This is a genomic window from Mobiluncus sp., from assembly GCF_985070215.1.
In genome coordinates this window covers 1-4,512 of record NZ_CFKZQR010000075.1, presented here as the reverse complement: position 1 = coordinate 4,512, position 4,512 = coordinate 1, and the positions used below count along the sequence as shown (strand labels likewise).

At 57.4% G+C, this 4,512-nt stretch carries 4 protein-coding genes; 2 read left to right on the top strand and 2 right to left on the bottom strand.

Annotation, left to right across the window (positions count from 1 at the left end; genetic code table 11):
* Positions 1 to 104: 104 nt before the first annotated feature.
* Complete coding sequence (gene hypE, locus AC5LBQ_RS09425; RefSeq protein WP_493265316.1) at positions 105 to 1,256, bottom strand: hydrogenase expression/formation protein HypE; 1,152 nt, start codon at positions 1,254 to 1,256, stop codon at positions 105 to 107.
* A gap of 78 nt (positions 1,257 to 1,334) precedes the next feature.
* Between hypE and AC5LBQ_RS09420 the strand changes: the two genes are divergently transcribed.
* Positions 1,335 to 1,604, top strand: coding sequence for a HypC/HybG/HupF family hydrogenase formation chaperone (locus AC5LBQ_RS09420; protein ID WP_297588804.1), 270 nt, complete (start codon positions 1,335 to 1,337; stop codon positions 1,602 to 1,604).
* 68 nt (positions 1,605 to 1,672) lie between these two features.
* Positions 1,673 to 2,821 (top strand): hydrogenase formation protein HypD, encoded by a 1,149-nt coding sequence (hypD, locus tag AC5LBQ_RS09415; RefSeq protein ID WP_493265315.1) that lies wholly within the window; start codon positions 1,673 to 1,675, stop codon positions 2,819 to 2,821.
* 290 nt (positions 2,822 to 3,111) lie between these two features.
* Here the strand turns inward: hypD and ychF are convergent, their stop codons facing one another.
* Positions 3,112 to 4,197: a redox-regulated ATPase YchF gene (ychF, locus tag AC5LBQ_RS09410; protein WP_493265314.1), complete on the bottom strand. Its 1,086-nt coding sequence runs from the start codon at positions 4,195 to 4,197 to the stop codon at positions 3,112 to 3,114.
* Positions 4,198 to 4,512 lie beyond the last annotated feature (315 nt).

Below are 4,512 nucleotides of genomic sequence, written 5' to 3'. Positions count from 1 at the left end.
GGGAGAATAGCCGGGTAGCTGCCAATAATGGCAGCTACCCGGCTATTCTCCCCCTATAAGTACAATTCTGTCGGGTAACCCGGGATTCTCGCGGTTGTTTTGGGTCAGCAAATCCGCGGCAGCGGGTCACCGACCAGCATATCTATCATGCGGGTGCCGGAAAACGCGGTTACCATCACGACCGAGGACTCCGGTTTGGCCACAACCCGGCCGATATTCGCCGCTTCCTCGCCGCCGGGCAGTTTCCGCAGCGCTGCCACGGCCGCATCGGCCTGATCAGCCGGAACCACCGCCACAAACATGCCCTCATTGGCGACATAAATCGGGTCAATGCCCAACATGTCGCAGGCTCCGCGAGTCATCTCGTGCACCGGCACGGCCTCGTCCTCGACGGCGATACCCCATCCGGTCGCAATCGCCAGTTCGTTCAACACGGTTCCCAAGCCGCCGCGGGTTGCGTCACGCATCCAGCGGGTCTCCGGAACCGCCTCGATTAGGGCTTCGACCAGGTGATTGACCGCCCTGGTATCGGATTTGATGGGGGCCTGAATGGCCAGGTCACCCCGCGCCATCATGACCGACATACCATGGTCAGCAATCGCGCCGGATACAATCAGGCGGTCCCCGCGCTGTACTTTGCTGGCGCCCAGTTCCCTGCCGGCCGGTACAATTCCGACTCCGGCCGTGTTGATGAACAGCTTGTCGCCGCTACCCTGGGGCACGACTTTGGTGTCGCCAGTGATAATCCGCACCCCCGCTGCCTCGGCAGCGTCGTGCATCGCCTGGACTTCCCGGCGCAAATCCGCGATGGGCAGCCCTTCTTCCAGGATGAAACCGGCGCTGATGACTTTCGGAATAGCCCCGCTGACCGCCAAATCGTTGACTGTCCCGTTCACCGCCAGTTCCCCGATGGAGCCACCGGGGAAAACCAGCGGATTGACCACATAGGAATCGGTAGACATCGCGAGTTTGCCGCCCACCGGGCTTGTGCCCTCCCCGGTCAAACCCGTGAGCAGTTCGGCTAGGGGAAGCACCCCGGCGTCAGTCAGTTCCTCGAGGACTTCGTTGCCGTACCCGGTAACGAACACCTGCTCGACCAGGGCTGCTGAAGCCTTGCCCCCTGCCCCGTGAGAAAGCGTCACGTAGTCGTCTTTCAGCTGCATTCCGCGGCGGCGTACCCGCGCGATATTCGAGTTCACTTGCACTTCATCTGTATTCAGGCGGTTTTTCGGATCCACACATTGATAATCGCACAAACGACTCGCCTTTTCATCTTTTGGACGGACTGGGAAAATGCAAGTAACCTGGAAAGGTAGATTGAAAGGGGACAGCCTATGTGTTTGGGAGTGCCTGCCGAGATTGTGGCATTTGACGAGGCGGAAAGCGGACGGGCGAAAGTGTCCCTGTCCGGGGTGGAACGCATGATTTCCACGGATTTGCTGATGGAAGAGGACGTTAAGATCGGCGATTGGGTGCTGGTGCACGTTGGTTTCGCCATGTCCAAGATTGACGCTGCGGAAGCCGCCACCACTCTGGATCAAATTAAAAAACTGGGCCAGTTTGAGAGTGAACTGGAACAGTTTAAGACGACTTCGGTGGACTAGGGCACCCTGTTCCCAACGCCTGCACGGAAGTCTGTCGAGGAATCTGTCGAGAAGAGAGCAATCACGAGATGAAGTACGTTGACGAATTTCGCGACCCCGAGTTCGCCCGGAAACTGGTCGGGCGCATCAATGCCGAGGCCGCCCATTTTGAACGCCCGCTGGCGTTTATGGAGATTTGCGGAGGCCACACCCACACGATTTACCGTCACGGGTTGGAGCATTTGCTGCCGGAAAACGTCCAGTTTATCCACGGTCCCGGCTGCCCGGTCTGCGTTATTCCGATGGGACGAGTGGACGACGCACTGTGGCTGGCGAATCAGCCGGACGTGATTTTGACGACTTTCGGGGACATGATGCGGGTTCCCGGTTCAAAAGAGTCCTTGTTGCAGGCTCGCGCGCGCGGTTGTGATGTGCGGTTCGTGTATTCCCCGTTGGATGCCCTGAAAATTGCCAAAGAAAACCCGGATAAACAGGTCGTTTTCTTTGCTATCGGGTTTGAAACGACCGCGCCTTCCACGGCGGTGACCCTGGTGGCGGCTCAGAAACAGCAGGTGCGGAACTTTTCCGTGTTTTCCAACCACGTCAAAATTGAGCCGCCCTTGCGAGCTATTGTTGGTGCTGATGAAACCCGAATTGACGGATTTATCGGGCCGGGTCACGTTGGTACCGTGGTGGGCTCTGACGCGTTCAAATTCCTGCCCGAGGAATACAACAAACCCGTGGTCGTGACTGGTTTCGAGCCGTTGGATATTTTGCAGTCCGTGGCGATGCTCATCGACCAGTACACCAGCGGGGCGGTAGACCGCGGCGAGGCTCGGGTGGAAAACCAGTATTCTCGGGTCGTGCGCGATGGTGGGAATCCGGCCGCTTTGCGGTTGCTGGATCGCGTGTTTGCTACCCGCGACACGTTCGAGTGGCGCGGCTTGGGGTGGATGCCGTATTCCGGCATGGGGATTTCTGAGGAGTTCGCAGCCTGGGACGCCGAGCGGCTGTTTGACGTCCCTGGCCAGCGGGTGCCTGACCCGCCGGCCTGCGAATGCGGTTCCGTGTTGACCGGGCGGATTAAACCGTGGGAATGCAAAGTGTTCGGCACCGCATGTTCGCCCGAGAAACCCATCGGGACCTGCATGGTTTCCCCCGAAGGAGCCTGTGCCGCGTTCTATAACTTCGGCCGTATCGACCGGGAGACAGCTCACGCCATCGTGATAGAGGACTAGGCTCGCTAGGACTAGGCCCGCGCCGCGTGGTATGAAATCGGTGATTAGATTGGGGTTTCTGGCTGACGTAACCAGCAACCCCGTTTTAATCACAAATTAGGAACACCCTCCGCCCCTCACTCGTGGGCTAAAGGATATTTTGTGCGTCTTGCTGTGTACCCGTGTTCGATACTTCCCTGTTCCGCAGTAAGAGCCGGGATTTGCACGCAGTTTGGCTGGTAAACCGAGAAGCTAGCAGTGCCCTTCCTTGATGAGGTGTGCGCTGTTGTCCGCGAAGTTGCCCGCGAGAACTAGACGTTGAACTTGAATTCGACTACGTCGCCGTCGGCCATCACGTAGTCCTTGCCCTCCTGGCGGACTTTGCCCAGTTCACGAGCCTTATGAATGTCGCCGATTTCCACCAGTTCATCGTAAGAAATCACGTCGGCCTTGATGAAACCGCGTTCAAAGTCGGTGTGAATCACGCCGGCCGCCTGCGGGGCGGTGTCGCCCTGATGAATGGTCCAGGCGCGAGATTCTTTCACCCCGGCGGTCAGGAACGTTTGCAGACCCAGCGTGTCAAAGCCAACGCGCGCCAGTTTGTCCAGGCCAGATTCTTCGATTCCGGCGTCCGCCAGCATCTCGTGGGCATCCTCGGCATCAAGTTCCACCAGTTCCGCTTCAAAAGCCCCGTCCAGGAAAATCGCTTCGGCCGGGGCGACCAGTGCAGCTAGTTCAGCCTGTTTAGCCTTGTCCGCCAAACCGTCGGAGTCCATATTAAATACGTAAATAAAAGGTTTCGAAGTCATGAGTTGGAAAGTTTTGACGATGCCGCGATCCAGGTTTCCCGACGCGATTTCCTTAGAGAGGACCGTGCCAGCGTTGAGGTATTCCTCGCATTTTTCCGCTTCCGCCAGGACTTCTTTCGGAGTTTTCTTGCCGCTGACTTCTTTGCGTAGGCGGGGAATCGTGTTTTCGAGAGTCTGCAGGTCAGCCAGAATTAGCTCGGTAGAAATCGTCTCAATGTCGGAGGCTGGGTCGATTTTGCCCTCTACGTGAACCACGTCAGGATCGGTAAAAGCGCGGGTGACTTGGCAAATCGCGTCGGCTTCGCGAATGTTGGCCAGGAACTTGTTGCCCAAGCCTTCGCCCTGGGAGGCACCCTTGACGATGCCGGCTATGTCTACGAATGACACGGTCGCGGGCACAATCTTTTCCGAGTGGAACATATCTGACAGGACTTGTAGCCGCGGGTCGGGTAGTGGAACCACGCCGACATTGGGGTCAATAGTGGCGAAAGGATAGTTCGCTGCTAGCACGTTCGCCCGAGTTAGGGCGTTGAAAATAGTGGATTTGCCGACATTGGGGAGTCCCGCGATACCGATAGTTAAAGCCATGCTTCAATCTTAGTGGGTTTTCCAACCGGCCCTAAACCGGTTAAACCCGGGCGTTAATCCTATTAATTCGCTTCGGTGTGCCATATATGGCACACCGAGCCGTTTAAATAGGTTTTATTGTGGGTTATCCGAGGAATTCGGGGCTGTTTGTTACAGGGTTTCGGGGTGTGTGTGGATTATATTATCCGCAACCCAGCGAGTATCTCTTGATTCTCCGGGTCGGCAATCCCTGGATTTTCGGTGCTTCTGGGGGTTTGGTTGCTAGATGCGGGGTGTTCGCTCGGGGGCGCTTGCGAGAGGCGGAAGGGGGAGGGC

Coding starts and splice junctions, on each gene's coding strand:
- ychF (WP_493265314.1), bottom strand. CDS start 4,197: ATGGCTTTAACTATCGGTATCGCGGGACTCCCCAATGTCGGCAAATCC.
- AC5LBQ_RS09420 (WP_297588804.1), top strand. CDS start 1,335: ATGTGTTTGGGAGTGCCTGCCGAGATTGTGGCATTTGACGAGGCGGAA.
- hypD (WP_493265315.1), top strand. CDS start 1,673: ATGAAGTACGTTGACGAATTTCGCGACCCCGAGTTCGCCCGGAAACTG.